General features: G+C 62.0%; 17 protein-coding genes, 1 tRNA gene and 1 pseudogene. 6 read left to right on the forward strand and 13 right to left on the reverse strand.

What is annotated here, in order from left to right:
• Nucleotides 1-4: 4 nt before the first annotated feature.
• Nucleotides 5-1021, reverse strand: coding sequence for an SOUL family heme-binding protein (locus BLQ76_RS09410; protein ID WP_090672331.1), 1017 nt, complete (start codon nt 1019-1021; stop codon nt 5-7).
• Nucleotides 1022-1283: 262 nt separating this feature from the next.
• Nucleotides 1284-4571: a transcription-repair coupling factor gene (locus BLQ76_RS09415; protein WP_090672334.1), complete on the reverse strand. Its 3288-nt coding sequence runs from the start codon at nt 4569-4571 to the stop codon at nt 1284-1286.
• Between the two features lie 181 nt (nt 4572-4752).
• Between BLQ76_RS09415 and BLQ76_RS09420 the strand changes: the two genes are divergently transcribed.
• Nucleotides 4753-5568, forward strand: coding sequence for a polyphosphate kinase 2 family protein (locus BLQ76_RS09420; protein WP_090672336.1), 816 nt, complete (start codon nt 4753-4755; stop codon nt 5566-5568).
• Here BLQ76_RS09420 and BLQ76_RS09425 read toward each other — a convergent pair.
• Entirely contained in the window at nt 5565-6002 is a 438-nt protein-coding gene (locus BLQ76_RS09425) for a DUF4174 domain-containing protein (protein WP_139183973.1), read from the reverse strand. The genes BLQ76_RS09420 and BLQ76_RS09425 overlap by 4 nt on opposite strands.
• Nucleotides 6003-6076: 74 nt before the next feature.
• On the opposite strand from BLQ76_RS09425, the gene pncA reads away from it, so the two are divergent.
• Entirely contained in the window at nt 6077-6703 is a 627-nt protein-coding gene (pncA, locus tag BLQ76_RS09430) for a bifunctional nicotinamidase/pyrazinamidase (protein ID WP_210184159.1), read from the forward strand.
• 6 nt (nt 6704-6709) lie between these two features.
• Here the strand turns inward: pncA and BLQ76_RS09435 are convergent, their stop codons facing one another.
• Both BLQ76_RS09435 and BLQ76_RS09440 read right to left on the reverse strand, forming a co-directional pair.
• Nucleotides 6710-7288 carry an NADPH-dependent FMN reductase gene (locus BLQ76_RS09435; RefSeq protein ID WP_090672342.1) on the reverse strand — a complete coding sequence of 193 codons (579 nt, stop codon included), beginning with the start codon at nt 7286-7288 and terminating at the stop codon, nt 6710-6712.
• Between the two features lie 103 nt (nt 7289-7391).
• Nucleotides 7392-9023: a peptide chain release factor 3 gene (locus tag BLQ76_RS09440; RefSeq protein ID WP_090672345.1), complete on the reverse strand. Its 1632-nt coding sequence runs from the start codon at nt 9021-9023 to the stop codon at nt 7392-7394.
• Nucleotides 9024-9152: 129 nt separating this feature from the next.
• On the opposite strand from BLQ76_RS09440, the pseudogene BLQ76_RS22525 reads away from it, so the two are divergent.
• Nucleotides 9153-9355: pseudogene (locus tag BLQ76_RS22525) on the forward strand (TOBE domain-containing protein).
• Between the two features lie 455 nt (nt 9356-9810).
• On the opposite strand, the gene BLQ76_RS09450 reads toward BLQ76_RS22525, so the two are convergent.
• The 3 genes from BLQ76_RS09450 to BLQ76_RS09460 all read right to left on the reverse strand — a co-directional run bounded on the left by BLQ76_RS09450 (nt 9811) and on the right by BLQ76_RS09460 (nt 15371).
• Nucleotides 9811-13623: a vitamin B12-dependent ribonucleotide reductase gene (locus tag BLQ76_RS09450; protein ID WP_090672348.1), complete on the reverse strand. Its 3813-nt coding sequence runs from the start codon at nt 13621-13623 to the stop codon at nt 9811-9813.
• A gap of 378 nt (nt 13624-14001) precedes the next feature.
• The gene (gpt, locus tag BLQ76_RS09455; protein ID WP_090672351.1) at nt 14002-14499 is read right to left on the reverse strand and encodes a xanthine phosphoribosyltransferase; all 498 of its coding nucleotides are present in this window, start codon (nt 14497-14499) and stop codon (nt 14002-14004) included.
• A gap of 110 nt (nt 14500-14609) precedes the next feature.
• Nucleotides 14610-15371 carry a competence/damage-inducible protein A gene (locus tag BLQ76_RS09460; RefSeq protein WP_244519552.1) on the reverse strand — a complete coding sequence of 254 codons (762 nt, stop codon included), beginning with the start codon at nt 15369-15371 and terminating at the stop codon, nt 14610-14612.
• A gap of 173 nt (nt 15372-15544) precedes the next feature.
• Here BLQ76_RS09460 and wrbA point away from each other — a divergent pair, with 173 nt between their 5' ends.
• Nucleotides 15545-16144 (forward strand): NAD(P)H:quinone oxidoreductase, encoded by a 600-nt coding sequence (wrbA, locus tag BLQ76_RS09465; protein ID WP_090672354.1) that lies wholly within the window; start codon nt 15545-15547, stop codon nt 16142-16144.
• Nucleotides 16145-16221: 77 nt separating this feature from the next.
• Here the strand turns inward: wrbA and BLQ76_RS09470 are convergent, their stop codons facing one another.
• Nucleotides 16222-16419 (reverse strand): hypothetical protein, encoded by a 198-nt coding sequence (locus tag BLQ76_RS09470; RefSeq protein ID WP_139183974.1) that lies wholly within the window; start codon nt 16417-16419, stop codon nt 16222-16224.
• Between the two features lie 220 nt (nt 16420-16639).
• Nucleotides 16640-16724 (reverse strand) — tRNA-Leu (locus BLQ76_RS09475).
• Between the two features lie 148 nt (nt 16725-16872).
• On the opposite strand from BLQ76_RS09475, the gene ade reads away from it, so the two are divergent.
• Nucleotides 16873-18660, forward strand: coding sequence for an adenine deaminase (ade, locus tag BLQ76_RS09480; RefSeq protein WP_090672359.1), 1788 nt, complete (start codon nt 16873-16875; stop codon nt 18658-18660).
• A gap of 272 nt (nt 18661-18932) precedes the next feature.
• A complete protein-coding gene (ilvA, locus tag BLQ76_RS09485) occupies nt 18933-20186 on the forward strand; it encodes a threonine ammonia-lyase IlvA (protein ID WP_090672361.1) in 1254 nt (417 codons plus the stop codon).
• A gap of 12 nt (nt 20187-20198) precedes the next feature.
• On the opposite strand, the gene BLQ76_RS09490 is transcribed toward ilvA, so the two are convergent.
• The 3 genes from BLQ76_RS09490 to BLQ76_RS09500 are packed head-to-tail and all read right to left on the reverse strand — an operon-like array spanning nt 20199 to nt 23746.
• Complete coding sequence (locus tag BLQ76_RS09490; RefSeq protein WP_244519553.1) at nt 20199-21215, reverse strand: alpha/beta hydrolase; 1017 nt, start codon at nt 21213-21215, stop codon at nt 20199-20201.
• A gap of 18 nt (nt 21216-21233) precedes the next feature.
• Nucleotides 21234-23201, reverse strand: coding sequence for a bifunctional 2',3'-cyclic-nucleotide 2'-phosphodiesterase/3'-nucleotidase (locus BLQ76_RS09495; protein WP_090672364.1), 1968 nt, complete (start codon nt 23199-23201; stop codon nt 21234-21236).
• 23 nt (nt 23202-23224) lie between these two features.
• Nucleotides 23225-23746 (reverse strand): GNAT family N-acetyltransferase, encoded by a 522-nt coding sequence (locus BLQ76_RS09500; RefSeq protein WP_090672732.1) that lies wholly within the window; start codon nt 23744-23746, stop codon nt 23225-23227.
• Nucleotides 23747-23748 lie beyond the last annotated feature (2 nt).

Raw genomic sequence — 23748 nt, forward strand, 5'->3', positions numbered from 1 at the left:
ACGCTCAGCGCTCGACTTCGATCAGGATCTCGTTGCGGCGCAGGAAGCCTGGCGTCCAAGGCGCATTATAGAAGGCGTAGATAGGATCGCCCTTCTGCTTCAGATTCTCGTCCGCAACGTAGTTGTAGAGCGACATCAGCTTCTTCGATGCGAGGGACGCGCTGAAGTTCCCGTTGAACCGTACGGCGACAAGGCGCCGGGCAGGAACGTCCTGTAGCGTGATGTCGTTCGCGTTCGGCGTAGGCAAGCTCGCCTTCGTGTATTTCTTCGGCATGACGAAACGAACGGCCCAACCCTTGGTGCGACCGGCGCTCTCGGAGAGCTGCTGCAGGACGGGCACAGTCATCGCGATCTTTTTGCCGGATCGATTATTGGCCGCGATGTAATCGTAGAGCGTCTCGAACCCCCGGCGCCGAGCCTTCTCATGATATCCGGTCTTCACCGTCTCCGCGACAACCATCGCATCGTAGTCCCGGATCTCGATGTCGCCGTCCTTTCGAACGACGTCGTAGTCCGGCTCTTCGGCATGATCGGCGATTTTCTTGGTCGCGTAAATGGCCGCACCGACCGCGAGGATAGCGCCACCAGCGATCAGAGCAGTCGAGACTTCCGAATGGTCGCGCAGGTAATCCTTGGACCGCTGGTAACCGCGCCCGGTGTTGAAACTCGCACGCTTCCCGAAGCTCGGCCAAAGTGACGTAGACGACGGGAGACTGTCACGAACATCCTTCACACCATCGCGGACCGAATGTTCGGCACCGTGCCAACGGGAGCGGAGGTCACCCGCCGTCGGAAACGCAATGCTGCCGAGGAAGCTGGGAAGATAACGGGCGTAACCACCTTCGGCATCGTGATGCAGGCGGTTCACCTCATGCTGTACCAGCCGACGCAGCCGTTCGGCCCGCGACGGCTTGGGATGGATTCTTTCGACGATCTGGGACTCCAGATCGGCGAGGCGCTCGCCGATATCGCCGATCGCGTCCGTCAGCCGGTCATAAGCCGAGGGCTTGTCGCGAAACATGTCGTTCTCCTTGTGTACAGGACGATCGACAACTCACGACCGCCACGCTCAACCCGCGACGAATGACCGCCGCCGCGGCGATAACGTGCGTTGGTGAGGTTGGTTGCCGGCTGCGAGAGGCCGAGAAGGGCACCACGTGAACGCAAGAATTCGCGTCGGGCCGGCAACCTTTCCATTGTGTTGCCGATTTACGAGCATCAGGTTTTTTATGGCCTGATACTCCAGCCAAACTTCGGGCGGCCCAAGGCCGCCCTTTTTTTGCCTAAGCGCAGGCTGCGTCGATCCGATCGAGCATCGCGACAACGGCTCTCAGCCGTTCGCTGGTGTTCTGGGTTGCGACGTTCAGCACAAGCTTCTGCCCCTTCAAGCTGAAGCCCTTCGGGTAATCGAACTCCCTTGCGACGTCAGCATCGGCCTTCGTACGGAAGATAGCGGCGATGCCCTTGGGACCCGCCGCAAGGCGCTGTATGCCGGCCTCGATGCAACGCAGGCGAATAGCCGCCATTTTCAAGAGGACGCTCGCGGCCTTCGGCAGCGGTCCGAAGCGGTCGTTCAGGTCATCGCGCAGCGCTTCGAGCGAGGCCGTGTCCTGTATGCGATCGATCTCCGCATAGAGATTGATCCGGGTCTCAGCTTCCGGAACGTAGTCGGGCGGAATGCGTCCAGCGATGCCGAGCGCCATTTCCGGCATCCAGTCGTCTCGAACATCACGTCCTTCGGCAACCGCCAACGCGCGCTCGAGCAGGTGCCGATACAGCGTGAGACCAACGAGTTGCAGATGACCAGCCTGCTCCTCGCCGACAAGGTCGCCTGCACCTCTAAGATCGAGATCGCGGGCGCTTACCTGGAAGCCGGCGCCCAATCGATTCATGGCCTCCAAAGTCTTCAAGCGCCGCTCCGTTTCCGGCGCGAGTGTCTTGCCGCTTTCCGTCATCAGATACGCCACGCCGCGTCGCGATCCTCGACCGACGCGCCCGCGGATCTGATGAAGCTGGGCCATGCCGAAGCGATCGGGATGCCAAACGATCATCGTATTGGCAGCCGGAACATCCAAGCCGCTCTCGATGATGTTGGTGGCAAGCAGTACGTCGCCATCCCCTTCGGTGAAACGCAGCATCGTCGCGTCGATTTCGTTTGCCGGTAATTTTCCGTGGGCGACCAGCACGCGCAGGTCCGGGACGATCTGTTGGAGGCGCTCCCGCATCGGCTCGATATCTTCCACCCGTGGGCAAACGACGAAGCTCTGACCTCCACGGCGCCGCTCCCTTTCCAAGGCATCGCGAACGCGTTCTTCGTCGAAAGGAAGGACGATCGTCTGGATCGGCTGGCGCAGGACGGGAGGCGTTGCAATCACGGACAGATCGTTGAGACCGACGAAACTGGCTTGGAGGGTCCTCGGGATCGGCGTTGCCGTCATCGAAAGGTAGTGCGCGTCCTGTGAAAGCTCGCGCAGCGCCTCCTTCTGGTTCGAGCCGAACCGCTGCTCTTCGTCAATGACAGCGAGACCAAGATCGTCGAAGCGGATATGTTTGCCGCAAAGCGCATGCGTGCCGACGACGACCTTGATCGTTCCATTCGCCAAGCCGTCGCGTATCTGTTTGACTTCGTTCGGCGACGTCAGCCGCGACAGGTGAGCGACTTCGACACCCAAGCCCGCAAAACGTTTCTCGAAGTTGCGCGCATGCTGCTGGGCCAAGACAGTGGTCGCAGCGATGATGGCAACCTGCCGACCAGCGAACACGGTTGCGGCAGCGGCACGCAGCGCAATCTCGGTTTTTCCGAAACCAACGTCACCGCAGATCAGTCTGTTCATCGGGTGCCCGCTGGCAAGATCCGAGAGCACGGCGTCCGTTGCGGATGCCTGATCGGGAGACAGCTCATACGGAAACCGCGCGCAAAAGCGTTCGTAGAGTTGCCGATCTGGCTTCAGGGGACGTGTGCGGATCGTCTTGCGACGACCAGCCAAATCGCTGAGCTTCACGGCTGTCTTCTGGACGTTGCCGAGGAGTTCGTTTCGGCGCTCGATCCAGCGTCCACCCTTAAGCTTGTCGAGGCTGATCCCGCTTGTTTCTCCGCTATAGCGCCACAACGCGCCGATCTCCTCGACCGGAACCATAAGCGTCGCGTCATCGGCATAACGCAGACGGAGAACTTCTCGCCGTCCCTTGTCGTGTTGAATCTCCTCAAGCGCTTCGAGGATACCGACTCCGTGCTCGATATGGACGACCGCGTCGCCAAGGGCGAACCCGTCAATCAAGCTCGTGAAAGCTGACGCTGCGGGCGATGCCGAACGTACGGCAGCCTGGCCGCCGATATCTTCCGCAGTGACGACCGTGATGGGTAGATCGCCGGTTCTGAAGCCCTGAGAACAGGGTAGAATAGAAGAGAAGCGACCGCCCGGCTTTGCATCGACGACGCTTTGCCATGTGTCGACCTTGGGAAAGGGCATTTTGAGGTGCCTTGCCGCCCGGCGAGCCCATTCCCGCCGCAAGCCTTCGGTCGGTGCTGCCAAGACCACGGTCCGATCTTGCTCGCTCGAAGCGAGGAAATCCGCTAATTCTTTCCAAGGATGGGCTTCCGCAGCGAAGCGCGGAACGAAGAAGTTCGTTTCCTCCGTCTGATCGACGCTGCCCTCCAGCCGCTGCCCAGCCAATCGCTCCCAATCATCCATCGGAAGGAATCCGGCATCTGGTTTCAAAGGACGTTTGCAGGGGCGCTGCGAGGCAAACTTGGCACCCTCTTCGATCGCGTCGCGGAACGCCTTCGCCCGACGTGTCACACCGTCCTCGATGATCATCGGGCAGTCGCCGAGATAGTCGAAGACGGACTCCAATGTCGGATAGAACGCCGCGAGCTGATGCTCGCGTCCATCGACGCCGGCCCGTCCGATGATCTCGTTTGCGGGATCGACGATCAGCATGTCGGACTCGGCGATCGTTCGTTGGGTCGCCGGGTCGTAGGATCGGATAGAGACGATACGGCTGCCGTCGTATTCCACACGGCAGGGGTTAGGTGCCGCGGCTGGGAAAAAGTCGATGACACGTCCTCGAATGGCGGCTTCGCCGGGCTCATCGACCCGGTCGTCGAACACGTACCCGATATGCCGGAGATGCGCTTCGAGCTCGGCAATCTTGATCTCGTCGCCGACCCGGAATTCGCGATGCAGCTGAGACCAAATCGATCGCGGCGGTACCAACCGGAGGAGAGCCTCGACGGTCGTGATGACGACATTCGGTCGGTTGTCGGCATTGGTCAGCCAACGCAGGACGCCCATACGTTGTCCCATAACGGCCCGGGACGGCGATGCACTGTCGAAGGGCAGGCAGTCCCATGGCGGGAAGTAGGCGACCGAACGCTCTGGATCGAAGGCGAGCAGCATATCGGCTAGATCTCGTGCTCGCCGTCCGGTCTGAGCGACGTACAGCAAGAGTTGCCCCTGACGTTTGGTCGCCTCGTTGTGGATGACGGCCGCTGTGGCGCCTATGGGCGATAGCGGGGCGAGTTTTTCCGCCTGGGCCGCTTGGGCCTCGACGGAGAGGGACTGCAACATGGATCGATCGTCTCCCGATTGCGCCGTCGCGCGGCGCTTGTCGTATCAACGTGCGTCGTAGGGCTTCGATCCGGCATTCGGCGCCCGCCCACAGGTTTCTCAGACGGTGCCTGCAAGGAGTGGAACGTTGCAATTTCTCGCCTAGGTGGCGTCGAGCAGATCACGGACGGAGCGAGTTCTCATGGCTCACAAGACGCATCAGCATGCCCCGCAAGGGCATCGTCCGCTCGACCGGCTCGATCTGTCAGCGAAAGCCGACCCGGACAGCTACGATCAGTCCCTCCAAGATCTGCAAACCCGCTTCATGGTCATCCAGCAAGCCTATCTGCACACCGGCAACAATGCGGTCATCGTGTTCGAGGGCTGGGATGCCGCGGGCAAGGGCGGCACGATACGTCGAATTGCGTCGGTTATGGACCCACGCGGGTTCAAGGTCTGGCCTATCGCGGCGCCGACACAGCAGGAGCAAGACCATCACTATCTGACCCGTTTCTGGCAACGCTTGCCGGGTCGCGGTGAGATCGCCGTCTTCGATCGCTCCTGGTATGGGCGACTTCTGGTGGAACGGGTCGAGGGTTTCGCCAAGCCGTCTCAGTGGGGCAGGGCCTTCGGGGAGATCAACGAGTTCGAACGTATGCTTGTGGACGACGGAACGCGTGTCATGAAGGTTTTCCTCTACATCACGCCTGACGAGCAGTTGAAACGCTTTCGCGATCGAATGGAGGATCCGCTCAAACGCTGGAAGCTTTCCTACGAGGACTTTCGCAATCGAGAGCGCTGGGATGACTATCAGGATGCCGCCAACGAAATGCTCGAGCGGACGTCGACCAGTGGCGCCCCGTGGCTTGTGCTCCCGGCGAACGACAAGAAGTATGCTCGGCTCGAAGCCATGAACGCGATTGCGGATACACTTTCCGATGGCGTCGACCTCCAGCCGCCGAAACCGGACGACAAACTCCGGGCACGCTTCGAGCGGCTGATCAAAGAAGAGAACTAGGGCTGCCGAGGTGGCTCGGACCCCGCCCGTCGCATCGGCATCGCGTCGATGACGGCGAAGATGGTCTCGGGCGCTGTGATCTCCGTCGATCTCCATTTCTCGCCGCCGTCGAGACCTACGAGAACGGCCGTATAGAAGCTATCCGCATCGACGCCGAACTGTCGGCGGAGGTCCGTTGCGGACGGCAGCATCGCCGGCGGTTGGCCGGCGAATGTCTCGACCGTCGCGTCGACCGATAACACCAGCAAGCGACGCTCGATCAGACCGTTCTCGTCGATCGCCAGCTTCCCCATCTGCTCCTGGATGGCCGGCTCACGTCCGAACAGCAGGAGGACACGCTGCTCCCAGCGAACGGCTGCAAGCGGATTGGCCATAGCGGATCCTCCCCAAATGCTCAGAATACCCAGAACAGCAATAAAAAGCGCTCTTCGCACGAACCAGTCTCCGGATGACAGCGACGGTCCTTCAGCGGTACCGTTTCCGAACCTGCCTTAGTAGAAGTAATCCGATGATGTTTGGTTCGAAGACTGCCCTGATCGTCGTCGACGTTCAAAAGGATTTCTGCCCTGGGGGCGCTCTAGCGGTTGCGGACGGCTCGGCTGTCATACCTGTCATCAACAGGCTGATGGGGCGGTTCGAGGTCGTCGTTGCGACGCAGGATTGGCATCCTGCCGACCACATCTCCTTCGCATCCCAACATGCCGCAAAACCTTTCACGACCATCGAGTTGCCATATGGCCATCAGGTCTTGTGGCCGGACCATTGCATACAAGGCACGACCGGTGCCGCGTTTCACGATGAACTCGACCTCAATCCCATCCAAGCCATCATCCGGAAAGGCTGGGGCCGGGGCATCGACAGCTATTCCGGCTTCCGCGAGGCGGATCGGCTGACGACGACCGGCCTCGCCGGATATCTACGCGAACGCAACGTTGGGTCGGTGGCCGTCTGCGGGTTGGCAACCGACTTCTGCGTGAGCTGGACGGCGCTGGACGCTCGCGATGTTGGTTTCGACGTCGCGGTCATCGACGAGGCGTGCCGCGCCATCGACCTTGAGGGTTCACTGACCCACGCGTGGGACCGAATGCAGAGCGTTGGTATCCAACGTCAAAGCATCGCAGACATTCTCGTCTGACGGCCGTCAACCGGCGTTGGCTTGCGCCTTGGTCTTGGGCTCCGATGTCCGCTCGATCCAGGCGACGAAGCGATCCGTCCAGCGTGTCAGCAACGCCTTCGCGGCATCGTCCTGAACCGACCCATCGGCCGCGAACTGGTCAGCCCGGTACGTGAAGTAGACTTCGGGCTGTCCCATGAGAACGACGTCAACCACATTCAGGACGCTCTTGAGGTGGTTCTGTCCGGCCGAGGTTCCGGTCGCGCCCGGACTCGTTCCGACGAGACCCCCCGGTTTCGCCGCGAACGAGTTCTGCCCGTAGGGACGGGTGCCCCAATCGATCGCATTCTTGAGAACGGCGGGAAAGGACCGGTTGTATTCGGGCGTGACGAATAGAACGGCGTCTGCGTCGGCGATGTCGCGCTTGAAGCGCAGGACCGACTCCGGCGGGTTCGGCCAGAGATCGTCGTTGTACATTGGGAGATCGCCGAGTTCGACGAAGCGAAACTCAAGCCGACCCGCTGCGAGTTTGGCGAGCGCTTCAGCGAACTTGCGGTTGATCGACTCGCGGCGCAGCGAGCCGACGAGAACGGCAACGGTCGGCATGTCGTGATTCCTAGGGCTCGTTAGAGACCGGACGGACATGGAACCGTTGCAGACGCAACGCAACCATCAAGACGCGGACGCACCGTCTCGCAACTGTGCCGTATCAGGTCGCGACGATCTCTCGTGTCTCTGCGAAGGTAAGGCCGGGATTGCGCTCGCGCGCGTATCGAAGTTCCCAGTCGTTCTTCGGTAGGAAGACCGGACGCTCGTCCCGGTCCATCGCGCAGCTCATCATGTTTTCCTGCATGAAGGTCTTCACGAAACGTTCTTCGTCGGCCGAGATCCAGCGTGCAGTTGCGTAGGGAACCGGCTCGAAGGTGATGTCGGTCTTGTACTCGTTGCGCACGCGCGAGGCGAGAACATCGAGCTGGAGCGGGCCCACGACGCCGACGATCCACTGCGATCCGATCGTCGGCTTGAAGACCTGCACGAGACCCTCCTCGGCCAAATCCTCGAGCGCACGGCGCAGTTGTTTCATCTTCATCGTGTCCTCGAGCCGGACGCGACGCATCACCTCAGGCGCGAACGATGGGAGGCCGGTGAAGCGGAAGGTCTCGCCCTCCGTCAGCGTATCGCCGACGCGTAGCGTTCCGTGATTCGGGATACCGATGACATCGCCCGCGAAGGCTTCCTCCGTCAGGGCACGCTCCTGCGCGAAGAAGTAGATGGGATTGTTGACGGCAAGCGGCTTTCCGCTGCGCACGTGGTTCAGCTTCATGCCGCGCTTGAAGTGGCCGGAGCAGAAGCGCACGAACGCGACGCGGTCGCGGTGGTTCGGGTCCATGTTGGCCTGCACCTTGAAGACGAAGGCGGAGACAGACTGCGTCAGCGGATCGACCGCACCCTTATCCGACGGCTGGGGCCGCGGCGGTGGCGCGAAGCGCGCGACGATCTTGAGAAGCTGATCCACCGAGAAGTCGCGCAGCGCGCTACCGAAGACGACGGGCGTGAGGTGCCCCTGCCGATAGGCTTCGGCATCGAAGGCGCTGTAGCCGGCCTGCGCGAGCTCGACCTCGCCCGCGAACTTCGCAGCGACATGTTCGGGCAGCACCGCGTGCAGGGCGGGATCGTCGGGGCCGTTGAATTGAGTCACGGAATTGAACGAACCGGCCGCCCGCGGACGCGAATGGAGAAACTCGTTCGTCTCCAGATCGAAGCAACCCTGGAAGTCGGAGCCCATTCCCACCGGCCAGACCTGGGGTGAGACCGACAGAGCAAGTCCCGCCTCAAGCTCGTCGAGGATCTCGAACGGATCGCGGCCCTCGCGGTCGACCTTGTTGACGAAGGTGATGATGGGGATGTCCCGCAGGCGGCAGATCTCGAAGAGCTTGCGCGTCTGCGACTCGATGCCCTTGGCGACGTCCACTACCATGATCGCGCTGTCGACGGCGGTCAGCGTCCGGTAGGTATCCTCCGAGAAGTCCGAGTGACCGGGCGTATCGAGAAGGTTGAACGTAATCCCCTCGCGCTCGAACGTCATGACCGAGGACGTGACCGAGATGCCACGCGACTGCTCGATCTCCATCCAGTCCGAACGGGCGCGACGGTTTTCGCCGCGCACCTTCACCGCGCCCGCCATGTTGATGGCGCCGCCGGCGAGCAGAAGCTTCTCCGTCAGCGTCGTCTTGCCGGCGTCGGGGTGGGAGATGATGGCAAAGGTGCGCCGCGACAGCGAGCCATCGGGTTTAGAGCGGACGGACGTGGGTGCGATCTGAGGTTCGGGCAGGGCGCTCATGGGCGGAACTCGACGGGCAAACGGTCGGGAAGACGGGATCGGATCCTTTTCGCGCCATCCATCCTTTGGCACAAGCACCTAATCCACCGGGCCAATCCGGTCCGGCGTCACCATTCGGGCGCGAACGGCCTGACGATCAGCGCGCGCAACACGCTCAAGGGCGAGAGCACGGAGATCCGCAAAGGCGCGACCACAGCCCATGTCCGCCTCGACGTGAACGGCACGACCGTTACCGCCATCACCAACGAGGCCGTGGGCGGGCTTGAGCTTGAGGTCGGCCAGGACGGTACGAGGTTGTGAAGGCGTCCGACGTGATGGTGACTGTGGATTAAAGCGCTGGGGCCGGTTGATTGTGACGAGCAACCGACCCCATTCTTACTCAGTCGAATCGATCCGGAGTTCGCTGTCCGTGATGCGGACTACCGTCTTCAAACGGTTCTAGCTGTGCCTGTCCATTCTCGTTACGCGAGCTGCGAAGTGGACGACCACTCGTATCGTAGAGAACAGGCTGCCTAGTTCGAGGCGAGCGCCACCAGCGGCGATCGGCATCTCGGAGGAGCCAGTTCTGGAACAGCCGTTCAGGGTTATGGTCTTCATATCCCATTGATATATCCCCTTTTCCCGGGTGGGTTTCATTGGGTTTGACGCCGCGTCGGTTGCAGCCGGCGCGGCGTTTTCCGTTCAACTTCACGGTCCTGCCGCGTTTCGTTTTCGCCATCCTGTCCTTGCATCGTGAATCAAAAAGGCCCCCGGAAGCTTTCGCCTCCGGGGGCCTTTCTCGTTGAGCTTAGCTGCAGCCGCTGGTGGAGCCGCAGGTGTCGCACTTCAGGCAGGTGCCGTTGCGCACCATGGTGAAGTTCGAGCACTCCGAGCAGCTGTCGCCCGTGTAGCCCTTCATCATCGCCTGCGCCCGGCGCTCGGCGCTGGTCGCCTTCGGCGCCGCCTCGACGCGGGCCATGTCCTTGTCGTTTGCGCCGAAGGCAAGTGGTGCCTCGAACAGGCCCTGAGCCGGGGAGACGTCGGCTGCACGCGAGCGCACGGCAAGCGGCTCGCTGTCCTCACGCAGCAGAGTCGCCGGCATCGACGCAACGGAGCGGGCCGCCGACCCGGCGGACGTCGCCATTGCCATGGGCCGCGGTGCGACCGGATTGGCGGAGGCGATCGTCTTGGTCGGCGACGCAGGTGCCGCGTCGGCCGACGAGACGAGGCGGAACTTCGCCGTCTGGCCACGCACCATACCGCTTGAGATCGGCAAGGGCGCCGGCTTGTCGCCCTCCACGCCGCGCCCGACGGTGGAGGCGTTGATCTCCTCCGGCTGGACGTGGGCGAGGTCGTGGCGACCGAGGTAGGAGACGGCCAACTCCCGGAACACGTAGTCGAGGATCGACGTCGCGTTCTTGATCGCCTCGTTGCCCTGCACCATGCCGGCCGGCTCGAAACGCGTGAAGGTGAAGGCCTCCACGTACTCGTCGAGCGGCACGCCGAACTGCAGGCCGAGCGAGATGGCGATGGCGAAGTTGTTCATCATCGCACGGAAGGCGGCGCCCTCCTTGTGCATGTCGATGAAGATCTCGCCCAGACGCCCGTCGTCGAACTCGCCGGTGCGCAGGTACACCTTGTGCCCGCCGACGATGGCCTTCTGCGTGTAGCCCTTGCGGCGGTTCGGCAGCTTCTCGCGGTCGCGCACGACCTTCTCGACCGTGCGCTCGACGATCCGCTCCACGATGCGCTCGGCGACCTCGGCCGCACGCGCCGGGATTGGCGCGGCGAGCAGCGCCTCGACCGCATCCTCCTCTTCGTCCTCGTCGGCAATCAGCGAGGCATTGAGGGGCTGGGAGAGCTTGGAGCCGTCGCGGTAAAGGGCGTTGGCCTTTAGCGCGAGCTTCCACGACAGCATGTAGGCCGCATTGCAGTCCTCGACGCTCGCGTCGTTCGGCATGTTGATGGTCTTGGAGATCGCGCCCGAGATGAAGGGCTGAGCAGCCGCCATCATGCGAATGTGGCTGTCGACCGAGAGCGAGCGCTTGCCAATACGGCCGCACGGCGTCGCGCAGTCGAACACCGGCAGATGCTCGTTCTTCAGGAAAGGCGCACCCTCGAGCGTCATCGCACCGCAGACGTGGACGTTCGCCGCCTCGATCTCCTTGCGGCTGAAGCCGAGGAAGGGAAGCATCTCGAACGACATGTCGTTCAGCTGCTCGTCCGAGATGCCGAGCGTCTCACGGCAGAAAGCCTCGCCGAGCGTCCACTTGTTGAAGGCGAACTTGATGTCGAAGGCGCTCTTGAGGCCAGCGTTCAGCGCCTCGATCTGCTCGTCGCCGAAGCCCTTCGAACGCAGCGAGCCGGGGTTGATGGCCGGGGCCTGGTTCATGTTGCCATGGCCGACGGCGTAGGCTTCGATCTCGGCGATCTGCGACTCCGAGTAGCCGAGCGTGCGAAGCGCTTCCGGCACCGCACGATTGATGATCTTGAAGTAGCCACCGCCGGCCAGCTTCTTGAACTTCACCAGCGCGAAGTCAGGCTCAATGCCGGTCGTGTCGCAGTCCATGACGAGGCCGATCGTGCCGGTCGGCGCGATGACGGTCGTCTGAGCGTTGCGATAGCCGTGCTTTTCACCGAGCTCCTGTGCCGTTGTCCAGGCCTGCTTGGCGCGCGCCGACAAGCGCTTGTCTTTCAGCGAGGCGTGGTCGAGCGGTACGGGATCGACCGCGAGGTCCTCGTAGCCGTTGGCAAGGCCATGGGCTGCGCGGGCATGGTTGCGGATGACGCGCTGCATGCCCTCGGCATTGCGGGCGTAGTCCGGGAAGGGTCCGAGCTCTCGCGCCATCTCGGCCGAGGTCGCGTAGCAGACGCCGGTCATGATCGCCGAGATCGCACCGCAGATCGCGCGGCCTTCGGCCGACGAGTACGGGATGCCGGCAGTCATCAGGAGGCCGCCGATGTTGGCGAACCCAAGACCGAGCGTGCGGTAGTCGTAGGAGCGCTGCGCAATCTCCTTGGACGGGAACTGCGCCATCAGGACGGAGATTTCGAGAACGACCGTCCACAGACGCGTCGCATGCTCGAAGGCATCGACGTCGAAGCGGCCCGACGGCTCACGGAACTGGAGGAGGTTCAACGACGCCAGGTTACAGGCCGTATCGTCGAGGAACATGTACTCTGAGCAGGGGTTCGACGCGTTGATCGCGCCGGCCGCCGCGCAGGTGTGCCAGTCGTTGATCGTCGTGTGGAACTGGATGCCGGGATCGGCCGACGCCCAAGCAGCGTAGCCGATCTTGTCCCAGAGCTCGCGCGCCTTGACGGTCTTGGTGATCTTGCCCGTTGTACGTCCGATCAGATTCCAGTCGCCATCATTCTCGACGAGGTGCAGGAACTCGTCGGTGACGCGTACCGAGTTGTTCGAGTTCTGGCCGGCGACCGTCAGGTAGGCCTCGGAGTCCCAGTCGGTGTCGTAGATCGGAAAATCGATCTGCGTGTAGCCCTGACGGGCGAACTGGATCACGCGTTTGACGTAGTTCTCGGGAACCTGTGCCTTCTTGGCGTCCCGCACCGCGCGCTTGAGCGCCGGGTTGATGTTCGGATCGAAGCACTCCTCGCCCGTGCCGCCCTCGCAGTTGACGCAGGCGGACAGGATCGCCTTGAGATGCTTCGAGACCGTCTTGGAACCGGTCACGAGCGCGGCGACCTTCTCCTCCTCGCGCACCTTCCAGTTGATGTACTGCTCGATGTCGGGATGGTCGATATCGACCACGACCATCTTGGCCGCGCGCCGCGTGGTGCCGCCCGACTTGATCGCGCCTGCCGCACGGTCGCCAATCTTCAGGAAACTCATGAGTCCGGACGAACGGCCGCCACCCGCCAGCTTCTCGCCTTCGCCGCGCAGTTGCGAGAAGTTGGAACCCGTGCCGGAACCGTACTTGAAGAGACGCGCTTCACGAACCCAAAGGTCCATGATGCCGCCCTCGTTCACGAGGTCGTCGGCGACGGACTGGATGAAGCAGGCGTGCGGCTGGGGATGCTCGTAAGACGAGGCGGAGCGCACGAGTTCGCCCGTCTTGTAGTCGACATAGAAGTGGCCCTGGCTCGGGCCGTCGATACCGTAGGCCCAATGCAGCCCGGTGTTGAACCACTGCGGCGAGTTCGGCGCGACCTTCTGCGTCGCAAGCATGAACGCTAGCTCGTCACGGAAGGCGAGGGCGTCGTCCTCGGACGCGAAGTAGCCGCCCTTCCAGCCCCAATAGGTCCACGTGCCGGCCAAGCGATCGAAGACCTGACGCGCATCGGTTTCCGATCCGCTCCGTTCGTTCTCCGGCAGGCTCGAGAGCGCTTCGTCGTCCGCAACCGAGCGCCAGAGCCAGGAGGGAACATCGTTCTCCTCGATGCGCTTCAACACCTTCGGCACGCCCGCCTTGCGGAAATACTTCTGCGCAAGGATGTCGGCTGCGACCTGGCTGAACTGTGCCGGAACGTCGATGTCCGCAAGCCGGAACACGACCGAACCATCCGGGTTACGGATCTCGCTGGTCGCCCTTCGGAACTCCACGGCGCGGTAAGCGTCTTGGCCCGGCCGCGTGTAGCGGCGCTCGATCTTCATGCCCATGGACAGTCTCCGAACGGCGATGCGAGTTCGCACGACAAGGCTTCGCCACCCGATATATAGGGGTGCGCGGGCTCATTCGCCGCAACTAATTCGCTGATTGGCGGAACGCAGACACCATATTTAGTGGCTACGTGGGTGCTCCATCACATCATCTAGATGGGGCAGCTGAGTGTCAAGGTAAGGCTGTGTGGTTATCCGCTGGTTAAGTGACACACGACAGTCACGAGGCAGAGACTCCCCGGACCCGAGCCGGGTTCCGCGAGAATCCGGTTCTCCACAACGAGTATTTAGCAGTTGATAATGGGGCGCTCATCTTGACCGAAGGGTCGGGGGAGAGTCCTGCAGACTCCAGCCCGATTCGGAGTTACTTACACATCGTTAACCGATAGAGCCTTTGCCGATCGGTGCCTGGAACGTTAAACCCAGATCCCATGGGAAGTAGATCCACGTATCCTGGCTGACCTCCGTGATGAACGTGTCCACCAGCGGACGCCCCTTCGGTTTGGCGTAGACAGTTGCGAAGTGTGCCTTCGGCAGCATCGCGCGGACGAGCGCAGCGGTCTTACCCGTATCGGTCAGATCGTCGACAATCAGGATCCCGTCGCCGTCGTCATCGCGGAGGTTGGGTGCAATGTCCTTGAGGACCTGCAACTCACCCTGCCGGTCGTAGTCATGATAGGAGGCGATGCAGACGGTCTCGATGAGACGCGTGCCCAGCTCTCGCGCAATGATCGCCGCAGGCACCAGTCCACCGCGCGTGATGCAGACGATCGCCTTCCAGTCATCCCGTTGACCGGCCAGCCGCCATGCAAGAGCGCGTGCATCGCGATGAAACTGTTCCCAGGAGACGGGGAAGGACTTCTCGGCGGTCGACATGGCGTAGCTCCTACACAATGAGGTCGCGATAGCCGGTCGTCCCGAAACCGACAAGGCCGACGATCGGGAGCGCTACTCTCGATCGATCGGGCCGTGACGGTTCGACCTCGCTATGAATGCGAGCCGGCGCCTTCCCGTACACCGATCATCTTTCGGATCGCGACGACCGCCTCATCGAGCGATGCACGGTCTCGTGCGCGTGCGACCAGATCGGTCGAGTATCGCTGACCGTCAGACTTCGGATACGATCCGATTGCGACGTTGGGGTGAGCCTTCTGCAGGGCGGCCAGCGCATCGCCGATGTCACCCTCGCCAAAATGGCAGGGCACGGTCTCGCTCAGGATAACGGCTCCGGTGCGCAGAGTGGGCAACACGTTGTCGACCATCGCGGCGAAGATGGACGGCACGCCTGCCATGACCATGACGTTCTCGACCCGAAAGCCTGGGGCTACCGAGATGGGGTTCGCAATCAGTTCCGAGCCCTCAGGCATGCGCGTCATGCGGCGCCGGGCGGGGGTGAACTCAAGCTCGCGAGTCGCATAGTACCGACCGAGTAGATCCAAGGCGCGCTCGTCCTCGTGAACAGGACGACCGAACGCAGCGCCGATGGCGTCGGCTGTGATGTCATCGTGCGTCGGTCCGATACCGCCTGAGGTGAAGACATAGTCGTACCGCTCACGCAGAGCGTTGACGGCCTCGACAATTGCCTTCTGTCGGTCCCCCACGATGCGGACCTCGACCAGATCGATACCCGCCACAGTCAGGACGCTGGCTAAATGACCGATGTTCCGATCCTTGGTACGACCCGAAAGCACCTCATCACCGATCGCGACCATGCCGGCCGAGACGGTTGCTTCCTCACGACCAGCCATCGGTCATCCTTTCGGGTTCGTCCACGCAACGATCTGGCGTGAGGCAGGACGTCGGCAAGACATGTGGCCCCGATGAAGAGACAGTGCGTCGCGGGTCCGCCGGCTTTATTCCGACGACGTCCGCGCTTTATGGCACGGACGCAATCATGAACTCCGACCGAAAGGAAACCGCGTTGGCCAAGGTTCTGGTACTCTATTATTCGAGCTACGGGCACATCGAAACAATGGCGCGCGCCGTTGCGGACGGCGCTCGCGAGGCCGGCGCAGATGTCGACGTGAAGCGTGTACCTGAGACCGCGCCACCGGAAGTCGTCGCTGCGGCGCATTTCAAGACGGACCATGATTTCCCGGAAGCGCAGCCGGACGACCTGACCCAATACGACGCCATCATTGTTGGCGTCCCGACGCGCTACGGTAACATGGCGTCTCAGATGGCCGCATTCTGGGATCGTACGGGCGGCTTGTGGGCGAAGGGTGCCCTTATCGGAAAAGTCGGTGGCGTCTTCGCGTCGTCGGCAACCCAGCATGGCGGCAACGAAGCCACGATCCTTTCCGTGCACAAGACCCTTCTCCACCATGGTCTCGTGATCGTTGGCCTGCCCTATGCCTTCCAAGGTCAGATGACGCTCGACGAGATCGCCGGCGGCTCCCCCTATGGAGCGACCACGATTGCTGCCGGCGATGGTTCGCGACAGCCAAGCCAAGTCGAACTGGATGGAGCGCGTTTCCAGGGACGCCATATCGCACAGATCGCGGGCAAGCTGGTCGCCTGAGCGGTCAAGAAACAAACGGGGCAGGGGGCATCCTCCTGCTCCGCAACGCTATGACGGTTGCAAACTGCATCCACTACTCAGTTAGACGGCGTCGGCCGTTCCAACTGGCTCAATTTGGCCGGGTCGACCGCATCCAGCGCCTGACGCAACTCGTCGAGTCCACGATTGGCGCGCTGCAGACAATCCAAGAGATTGCGAACTCTTGCATCATCCATCTCAAAACCCACGCTGGGTTCCTGAAAGAGATGACTGCTGGAACGACGATGCTGCGACATGATGAGGGTCTCCTCGATCGTCCGCATGATGCCGGCTGACATCTGAAGTGGAACACGCGCGGCCGACGAGCGCAATTCCAAGGCGTGTGAATTTGCAAGAATGTTAATGAAATATTGATGAAGGGCAAAGGAGCGATCTTTTGCACAGGATCAATTCGGAGCCGTGCGCTGCCCGTTCCTGCTGGTGAGCAAGACCTATTGTCTGATGGAACCGATGGCTTGGTGCGGGCTGCGGGACTCGAACCCGCACGAGACATGCTCGAGCGATTTTAAGTCGCTTGCGTCTACCATTTCGCCAAGCCCGCATGCCTCGATGCCCAGCATCGAGGCAGCCCGGCCGCTTACCTCTAGCCGGAAGCAACGATAGTCTCAATGCCGTTCACGGTGCCGCTGCGGATGCTATGCATGCTGCAACCCACTCGGCCTCAAGGACGAGCGGTAGGTGATGAGGGCATGATGCGCGCATATGCAGAAACGGCTAGATTGCTGGTCGACGTTGCCATGGGTCGAGCAGCGGCCGACCTCGTTGTACGAGGCGCGCGCTGGGTCAATGTGCATTCGGGTGAGGTCATCCCAGCGACCGACATTGCGGTGGCGGATGGCCGCTTCGCCTATTGCGGACCGGATGCGACCCATACGATCGGTCCGCGAACGGTCGTCGTCGAAGCAAGAAATCGCTACGTCGTACCGGGACTCTGCGACGCCCATATGCACGTCGAGAGCGGCATGGTGACGGTCACGGAGTTCTGCCGAGCCGTCATTCCACACGGAACCACGTCGATGTTCATCGACCCGCATGAGGTCGCGAACGTCCTTGGGCTAGCCGGCGTTCGTCTCATGCACGACGAGGCATTGGCGCAACCGGTCAATGTCTGGACCCAGATGCCGAGTTGCGTACCCTCGGCGCCCGACTTGGAGAACGCCGGCGCACGAATCGGCGTCGCCGAGGTCGAGGAGGCCATGCGTTGGCCGGGCATGATCGGTCTCGGTGAGGTGATGAACTTTCCCGGCGTGATCGCCAACGATCCCGTCATGGCCGGAGCCATCGCCGCGACCCGGCATGCTGGGAAGGTTGTTGGCGGACACTACGCGTCACCGAATCTGGGACGGGACTTCCACGGCTACGTGGCGGGTGGAGCGCAGGACGACCATGAAGGCACACGGGCGGACGACGCGATAGCGCGAGTGCGGCAGGGCATGAAGGCAATGCTCCGTTTGGGGTCGGCCTGGTACGACGTCGCCGAGCAGATCCGTGCCGTGACGGAGCAAGGGCTAGACCCGCGCAACTTCATTCTATGCACGGACGACTGCCATTCCGGCACCTTGATCGCCGAAGGCCATATGGATCGCGTGGTACGTCATGCGATCCGCCAAGGCCTCAAGCCCGTCACGGCCATTCAGATGGCGACCCTCAACACGGCTGAGCATTTCGGACTCGAACGGGAGATCGGCTCGATCACACCGGGACGACGGGCTGACTTTCTTATCGTGTCCCAACTCGCGGAGTTGCGCATCGATGAAGTCTACGGGCGTGGCGTTCGGCTCGCGCAGAACGGCCAACTGACAGCTGACATACCGGTGTATGCGTATCCCGATACGGCGATGCGAACGGTCCATCTGGGACGCAAGCTGACAGCTCAGGATTTCGAACTATCGGCGCCGGCCGGCAAAAACCACGTCGAGGCCCGTGTCATCGGCGTCATCGAGAACCAGGCGCCGACGGAACATTTGCAACGCCGGCTGCCCGTTATCGATGGAAAGGTACCGGGCGACCCGGAGCAGGACGTTTGCCGCATTGCGTTGGTCGAGCGCCACCGGGCGACCGGCGATGTCGTCAACGCCCTCGTCTCGGGTTTCGGCTACGATGTGCCCTGCGCCATGGCGTCCACTGTCGCGCATGACAGCCATCACATGATCGTCGTCGGTACGAGCGCGGACGATATGGCGGCGGCCGCCAACCGCTTGGGTGACGTAGGCGGGGGCGTTGTCTTCTTTCGCGACGGTGTGGAAGCGGCGATGGTCGAACTTCCCGTCGCAGGTCTTATGTCAACCGAACGGGCCGAGGTTGTTGCTGCCAAGGTTGATGCTCTTCTTGCCGCCATGCGCGCCGCCGGCTGCAAGCTGAACAACGCCTATATGCAGCATTCGCTACTCGCCCTGGTGGTGATACCCTCGCTTCGCCTATCGGATCGTGGCCTGGTGGACGTCGAGCGCTTCGAGCTCGTCGACGTTTTCGCATGAGACTTTACAACGTTACGGGAATGTCGGAAGTACCCAGCGGTACGCGCGGTTGACGCCATAGGAACCATGATGCTGCCGACGTTTCGCCGTCTCGGATCGATTAGTCGCGCCGGCGCCCTCTAGACCCCTAACGGGACTGAGCGCGACCGGAACGCGAGGCTCCTCTCGGCTCTGCACCGAGAGCCTTCGCCGCAGATCCGTAGACGGCTTGTCGAGCCGCATTCGTTTCCTCATCGACGCCCGCGAGCGTTGATCATCCGTGGCCTTTTCTCATGACATTGAATCCCTTTCGAGCCGACGTTGCTCGCGCCGAAGACGCGTTGCGAGCCCTGTTCCCAGCGACGCCTCTGCAACTGAATGAACATTTGTCGAAGCGCTACGACGCTCGGATCTTTCTCAAGCGCGAAGACCTGACACCCGTTCGCTCCTACAAGATACGGGGCGCGTTCAACTTCATGCGCAAGCGGATGGAAGAGGGCAGCAACACAGACCGCTTCACCTGCGCCTCGGCCGGCAATCACGCTCAAGGCTTTGCCTTCGCGTGCCAGCATTTCGGCCTGCGTGGACGTGTCTTCATGCCGGTCACCACGCCACAACAGAAGATCGACAAGACCCGAACCTTCGGTGGAGACGCTATCGAGATCGAACTCGTCGGCGACTTTTTCGACGACTGCTACGCCGCTGCCCGCGCCTATGCCGCAGCGACCGGCGCCGCCATGGTGCCGCCGTTCGACCACGCCGATATCGTGGAAGGGCAGGCGAGCGTCGGACTCGAGATCGAGAGGCAACTCGCTGGAGAACGGGCGGATATGCTCGTCCTACCCGTCGGTGGAGGAGGATTGGCCTCCGGCTTGGCGCGCTACCATGACGGCGAGGCGAGTCCTGTCTTTCGTCTCGTCGAACCGCTAGGGGCACCGAGCCTATCGACCAGTCTGCAGAAGGGCCGGCGGGTCAAGCTGCCGCAAATGGAAGGCTTCGTCGATGGTGCCGCAGTCGCCGAGATCGGCGCACTGCCGTTCGATATCCTGTCGCGGTTTCAGGTCGGGGACGTCATCCTGTCGCCGGAGGGTCGCCTTTGCCAAACGATGCTCGAGATGCTGACGGTCGAAGGTATCGTCCTCGAGCCAGCCGGAGCGCTTGCGATCGATGCACTCCGGTCGCTGCGAGACGATGTCAAAGGCAAGACGGTCGTCCTCGTCGTTTCGGGTGGCAACTTCGACTTCGAACGTCTGCCGGACGTCAAAGAGCGTGCGCTTCGCTTCGAGGGCCGGAAGAAATACTTCATCCTGCGCTTGGCGCAGCGCCCAGGAGCGTTGCGGGATTTCCTCGCGCTACTGGGTCCTGACGACGACATCTCGCGCTTTGAGTATCTGAAGAAATCTGCGCGCGATTTCGGTTCCATCCTTCTCGGCATCGAAACTAGTGAGCCTGATAACTTCGACGCGCTCCTGACGCGGTTTGCCAAGGAGGGCATTCGGTTCCAGGACATCACCGACAACCAGGTGATGACGGATCTCCTGGTTTAGGCCAGCATCTTATCAGGAGATCGGGGCAGGCAAGGCGGCGATCCATTCACTGATCGCCGTCGAAAGGCGCTCGGTCGTGTTGGGAGACGTCGCATCACCGACAATGACGTGTTGCGACGGATCCAAGCTATCGGTGACAACGATGCTTTCGCGAGGTCCGCCCCAACGCTGCGCGATACTCGCCGTGCGTCCTGCGTCCACCACTTTATCGCCGGGTGCATAGACGAACAGCACGGGCGTTCGAAGCATCGAAACATTAAGCTTCTGCGCCGCTTCCACCATGCGAGCCATCGGCAGGAGCGCTCGCGTCGGGTAGCGCTGCGTCCAGATACCGTTCGTCGTCATGTCCGCTTCGCTGGTCCCGAACTCCTCGGGGCCGAAATAGGGAATCAGGGACCGGGCGAATGGTATGGTCAGCATCCAGCTTCGGCCATCCGTCACACCGAAGTTCGGCGATATTTCCACGACGCCAGCAACATCTGTCATCAGCTCGGGTCTGCTGGCAGCCAGCGTCGTCAGAGTTGCTCCGGTCGATGTCGAGATGACGACGACGCGTTCGCCGATTTTTCGGCCGATTGCCATTGCTTCGGCAAAGTCATCGATCCAGTCGCCGACTTCGGGCTCGGCCATAGCGGCACTGTCCCGGCCATGACCTGCGAGACGCGTGAAGAAGAGATTCGCACCGAGCCGGCGCGCGACCTCGTCTGGCAACGGACGCGTTTCATCGCGCGACGCTGAAAAGCCGTGAATGTAAACGAGCGCGATCGGCGTCTTGGCTTTGGACGTCGGATACGCCCAAACAACCTCCTTTTGTGCGTTCGTTCGTAGGTTGGGTACGTCCGCTTCCGTCCTCGAAAGGTAGGCAGAAACGTCACGACCGATCGCTGAAGGATCGAAGCGCGTCTCGAGGCGCAGCGGCTCCCTCGGCCCGAACACCCAGAGGCCAAGGCCGAGCAGCAGCAACGCGACGAGCAGCGGCAGCACGATCTTCAATATCGAAAAGATGCGGGAGCGTTCGGTGTTGGACATTCGTGACGGCGTTCGGCTTCAGAGTTGCAGACGATAGATGGCGTAACCATCCTCGCTGCGGCCGGCTTCGATCAATTCCAGCGACGTCAGGTCCCCGAGGTGGGCTGCCGAACCGGGTCCGGTGCGGAAGGTGACCTCGGTCCCAGCCGTCTTGGCGAGTCTCCAGTTTCCGTCCGCAGCGGGATCGATACGCTTCTCTTCGATGATGTAACGGATCAGGACGTCTCGATTGGCATCAGGCGCCACGAAGACAATCTTGTCGCTCGCGATGCCAGGGAACTTCCCGCCGCCGCCCGCACGGTAATTGTTCGTCACAACGACGAAGTCCTGCGTCAGATCGATGGGTTTGCCATCGAACCGCAGATCGACGATGCGCGACGCATCCGGGTCGATCAGCTTGCCATCTCGGTCGAAGCGCGCCGGACGGGTCACGTCGATTTGGTACGACACGCCGTCGATGACGTCGAAATTGTAGGACGGAAACGTCTCCTCGATCAGGCTTTGTCCCGTACGGCCGGGTTCGATTCGTTGAAAGATGCCAGCTGACATCTCCAGCCAATCCTTCACCTGCGCGCCGGTGATTTTCACAGCCTGGACGGTGTTGGGATAGAGGTAGAGGTCAGCGACGTTGCGGATGGCGATCGGACCTGCCGGGATGTCAGTATAGTAGTCAGGACCGCTCCGCCCCCCGGACTTGAACGGGGCCGCCGCTGAGAGGAGCGGCAAGGTCGCGTAGGGTGTCTCCGCCAGAATCGTCCGCATGTAGCGCAGTTGCGCTTGGTTCACGATCTGCACGGACGGATCGTCGGCGATCAGCGCAAAATAGGAGTAGAGCGGCGCTGTGGTCTCGCCGACGGGTCGCCTGACGTAGGCCAACGTCGCCTCGTGCTCGACACGAGCGGCCTCGAGCACGTCGAGTTGGCTTTGGACCAACGCCCGTGGCTGCCGATCGACGCGCTCATAGATCGGACGGAGTTCCGACGTGGCGGAGACGATGCGCCAACGATCGTCCGCACGTTCGAGAAGCAGATCGACGAGACCCATATCGGAACCCCAGAACCCTGCCATGACCGCAGGCTTACCGTGGAGCGTTCCCTTGCCGATATCGACGCCATCGATCTCCTGGAAATCGTCCCCCGGAAACCGAAGATGCTGATGGCCGGACAGCACAACGTCGATCCCGTCGACCGTCGCCAACTGGAGCGCCGCATTCTCCAAGTTGGAGTCGTTGGGGTCGCCGGCCGCGATACCGGAATGACAGAGCGCAACGACGATATCGGCTCCTTCAGCGCGAACGCGCGGAACCATAGCCCGTGCCGCATCCACAATGCCGCGCGTGGTCGCACGGCCGTTGAGGTTCTGGGCGTCCCACACCACGATCTGTGGCGGAAGGAATCCGATCACGCCGATGCGAATTGGGTGGCTCGAACCATCGCCAGTGGAGATGCGTCGGTCCAACACGACGAAAGGCGGCACGAAGCGTTCATCCGCCGTCGGATCGGCGGCTCGTTCGCCTTTCACCAGATTGGCGCTGACGATCGGAAAGTTCGCCGGACCGATGACCTTCTGCAGGAAATCGAGACCGTAGTTGAACTCATGATTGCCGAGCGTCCCAGCATCGTAGCGCAGCGTGTTCATCGCCGCCACGATGGGATGGACGTTGCCTTCCTTCATGCCCCGCTCGAAGGCGATGTAATCGCCCAGCGGATTGCCTTGCAGGAAGTCGCCGTTGTCAAATAGTAGCGAGTTGGTGGCCTCGGATCGAATGGCATCGATCAGGCTCGCCGTACGTGCGAGCCCGACAGTCGGCGTCTCCCGATCCGCGTAGTAATCGTATGGAAAGACGTTCACATGGAGATCCGTCGTCTCCATGATGCGCAAGTGAGCCTGCTGAGCTTGGGCACGGGCGGAGTACGGATGCAGGCCGGCGACAACGGTTGTCGCAGCGCCGGCCGCAAGAAAGGCGCGACGGTTGATGGCGGTCATGGGAACGTCCTTTCGCGAGCGCGTCAGTCTTCGAACGCAGGTGTCGTGACCTCTCGCAGCGAGAGTGGCCTGAATCCCATCTTACGATACAGGGGAAGCGCCGCGGGATGATCAAGCGTGTTCGTCTCGACCGTCAACGCGCTCGGCATTTCTTCGAAGCCCGCGATGATCGCTTGCGATAACAGGTACCGCGACAGGCCCTGACCGCGAAACTCGGGCATGATGCCGAAATGAACGAGCCGGGTCTCGCGGGGTGCGCGCCCGGCATCGAGTTCGAACCACCCGGCTGGTACGCCATCGCAGTAGAGGATGCGCATGCGCATGTTGGGTGCGTGGATCTCGCGCTTCAATGCGTCGTCGCGCAGAAGCCTCGACGTCCAATGGTGCGGGCGACCGACCGCAACGTAGAGGTAACGGTAGTAGTCCAAGGGAATATGACGGGTACGCAGGACGACGTAGTGCCGACCGTTCTCCGGCGGCAATACCGGCGTCTCGGGCAGCTGGTGCATCACGAGTTGCGTCACAGTCGCGGTCAACAAACGCATGG

This window comes from Aureimonas jatrophae (assembly GCF_900104035.1).
Lineage (GTDB): Bacteria > Pseudomonadota > Alphaproteobacteria > Rhizobiales > Rhizobiaceae > Aureimonas > Aureimonas jatrophae.